This window comes from Psychromonas sp. MB-3u-54 (genome assembly GCF_002836415.1).
Lineage (GTDB): Bacteria > Pseudomonadota > Gammaproteobacteria > Enterobacterales > Psychromonadaceae > Psychromonas.
This window is the reverse complement of record NZ_PJBP01000015.1, coordinates 1-2471: the sequence shown is the minus strand read 5'-3', so window position 1 is coordinate 2471 and position 2471 is coordinate 1. Positions and strand designations below refer to the sequence as shown.

2 protein-coding genes are annotated in these 2471 nt (G+C 41.4%); both read left to right on the top strand.

Going from position 1 to position 2471, the window contains the following annotated elements; translation table 11 throughout:
* The first annotated feature begins 139 nt into the window (after positions 1–139).
* Positions 140–1375, top strand: a complete 1236-nt coding sequence (locus CXF72_RS00305; RefSeq protein WP_101036051.1) for an amidase family protein — start codon at positions 140–142, stop codon at positions 1373–1375.
* A 109-nt stretch (positions 1376–1484) separates the two neighbouring features.
* A complete protein-coding gene (locus CXF72_RS00300) occupies positions 1485–2303 on the top strand; it encodes a sulfite exporter TauE/SafE family protein (RefSeq protein ID WP_101036050.1) in 819 nt (272 codons plus the stop codon).
* Positions 2304–2471 lie beyond the last annotated feature (168 nt).

The following is a 2471-nucleotide window of genomic DNA, read 5'->3' as shown; positions in this document are numbered from 1 at the left end:
GAGGGTGAAACCTCTGTTTTATAGGCTTAATTTAAACCGGCCTTGCCCTGTCAATATTTGTATCGTGCGAGCAACTTCTATTTCTTATCAAAGAGACAAATGACAGTCTCAAATTTTCAACTATCAGGTAAAATCAATTATGGATACAAGTGTTTATTGCCGACAAGGGCCTAAAAGCATTACTGCAATCAAGACACGTGGCGTACTTTCAGGTTACCGGTTTGTGTTTAAGGATGTTTTTGATGTCAAAGGGTATGTGACAGGTGCGGGAAATCCAACCTGGTTAATGAGTCATGAGCCTGCGCTGCAAACTTCGCCTATTATTACACAATTATTAATACAGGGGGCACATTGCTCGGGTCGCGTACAACCCTCTGAACTAGCCTGTGGTTTTGACGGTATGAATGACCATTATGGTACCGCTATTAATCATTTAACACCTAAATGCCAGTCGGGTGGTTCATCAAGCTGCTCAGCAGCCGTTGCTCGTGGTGATGTTGATTTTGCTTTAGGCATTGATGCTGCCGGTGAAATCAGAATCTCTGCAAGTTACTGCGGACTTTTTGGATTAAGGGCAACTTATGCCGCATTACCACTGGATCATAGCTTTTCACTGGCAAAAAGCTTTGATACAGCAGGCCTTCTTACCCGCAATCTCAACGTGATGGGCAATGTTGTGGCCGGTTTATTTCCAGATCAACCACCCGTGGAGGAATTTGAAGATATTCTAATTTTTGTGGAAAAAAGAGCCTTAGAATTGATAGATTCGGAAGTAAAAGAGGAATTAACTAACAAGTTAAATAGGCTGGCGCGCAATCGTTATGTTGTCTCAACTGATTCGTTACTCGATATTTGCGGGGTCAGTTTAGAGGAGTTAGGCAAGTGGTTCCTCATTATTCAAGGGTATGAATTGATTCAAGAGCATAGCGGGTGGTTGGCAGAACATCAAACTTCTGTTGCTAAGGATGTATCCATACGGTTTGATAAATCAAAAAATATAACTATCGATGAGTACGCTGAAGCAAAACAAAAAGCTGGGAATTTTAGCGCTTTGTTTACTTATTTATTAAAGAGTAAGGGGGGGTGGTTATGTATTCCAACAACACCCGGGTTACCACCGGAGCTGAAAAAGTCTGTTAATTCATTAAGTTATTATCGTAAAAGGTTATTGGGTATGACCGCGTTAGCCAGTTTATGCGGTTTACCCCAGTTGCATTTACCCTTAGATAAAATCAATGGAAAATCCTATGGTCTATCCTTGATTGGCTTGCCTAACAGCGAAAAAAGACTGATAAAACAGGGACAATATCTGTTGCAAAGCCTGTCCGTCAATGAGTCTGTTAATAGCGATACTTGGTTAAATAACAAACTATGAACGAATCAGCGAGGAATGCACGTCATAATGAGCAGTCTTTATTAGGAAAAGTTAAGCAACAACTTTAAGATAGCCATTTAAATAATGTTGTGAATGAGGTATTAGTTAAATGGAATTTTCATATGAACTGTTGTTTGTCATCCCGAGTTTAATGGCGACGGGCTGTTTAGCCGGTTTTTTAGCCGGTTTGCTTGGGGTCGGAGGGGGCATAATAATAGTGCCTGTATTATTTTTTGTTTTTCAGATGATAGGTGTTAGCCCCGAAGCGGCAATGCCAATTGCTACCGCGACTTCACTTGCGACGATGGTTTTTACCTCTCTTAGTTCTATTCGTGCCCATATTAAAAGGGGCAATGTGGATTTACCCCTGCTTAAAACCTTCGCGCCTTTTGTGATTCTTGGGGTGCTGGCGGGCTCGGTGATAGTGACTCAAATAAATGGATTGTGGTTAAGTGGGTTATTTGGTTTTATTGCTATCATGGCCGCCTTGAATATGATTTTAAGAGCGGGCGCCAAACCTCTGGCCAGCAGATTACCGGGCACGCCGGGTAAAGGGTTAATGGCGACCACTATTGGTTTTTTCAGTGTGATGATAGGAATCGGTGGCGGCACCCTAACGGTACCCAGTTTAACTGCCTTTAATTATCCTATCCATAAGGCTGTGGGAACTGCTGCTGCAGTGGGATTTTTAATTGCTTTTCCGGGGGCGCTAAGTTTATTAATTATCGGGCAGTCATTTCCCGATGCGCCGCCAATGACCTATGGTTTAGTGAATATTTTAGCCTGTTTATTTCTTATTCCCTTAACCGTATTTTTTGCTCCAATCGGTGCTCGAGTATCATCCTATTTAAATGCTAAATTATTAAAACGTATTTTTGCCGTTAGCCTTATTATTACAGGGTTACGTATGTTATTGCAGGTTTTTTAAGCGCTGAATGGGCTTTTTTACAAATGTTTTCTGCAATAATTTCAATCGGATTCTGATCATTAGCATGCAGGTACAACTCGATAGCTGTTCTCAAGCGGACTATTTTTAATCAATAAGGAGTTAACATGAATTGGACTATTTCACCTGCAGCGGTTTTTGCTCACTCCC

Coding starts and splice junctions, on each gene's coding strand:
- CXF72_RS00305 (WP_101036051.1), top strand. CDS start 140: ATGGATACAAGTGTTTATTGCCGACAAGGGCCTAAAAGCATTACTGCA.
- CXF72_RS00300 (WP_101036050.1), top strand. CDS start 1,485: ATGGAATTTTCATATGAACTGTTGTTTGTCATCCCGAGTTTAATGGCG.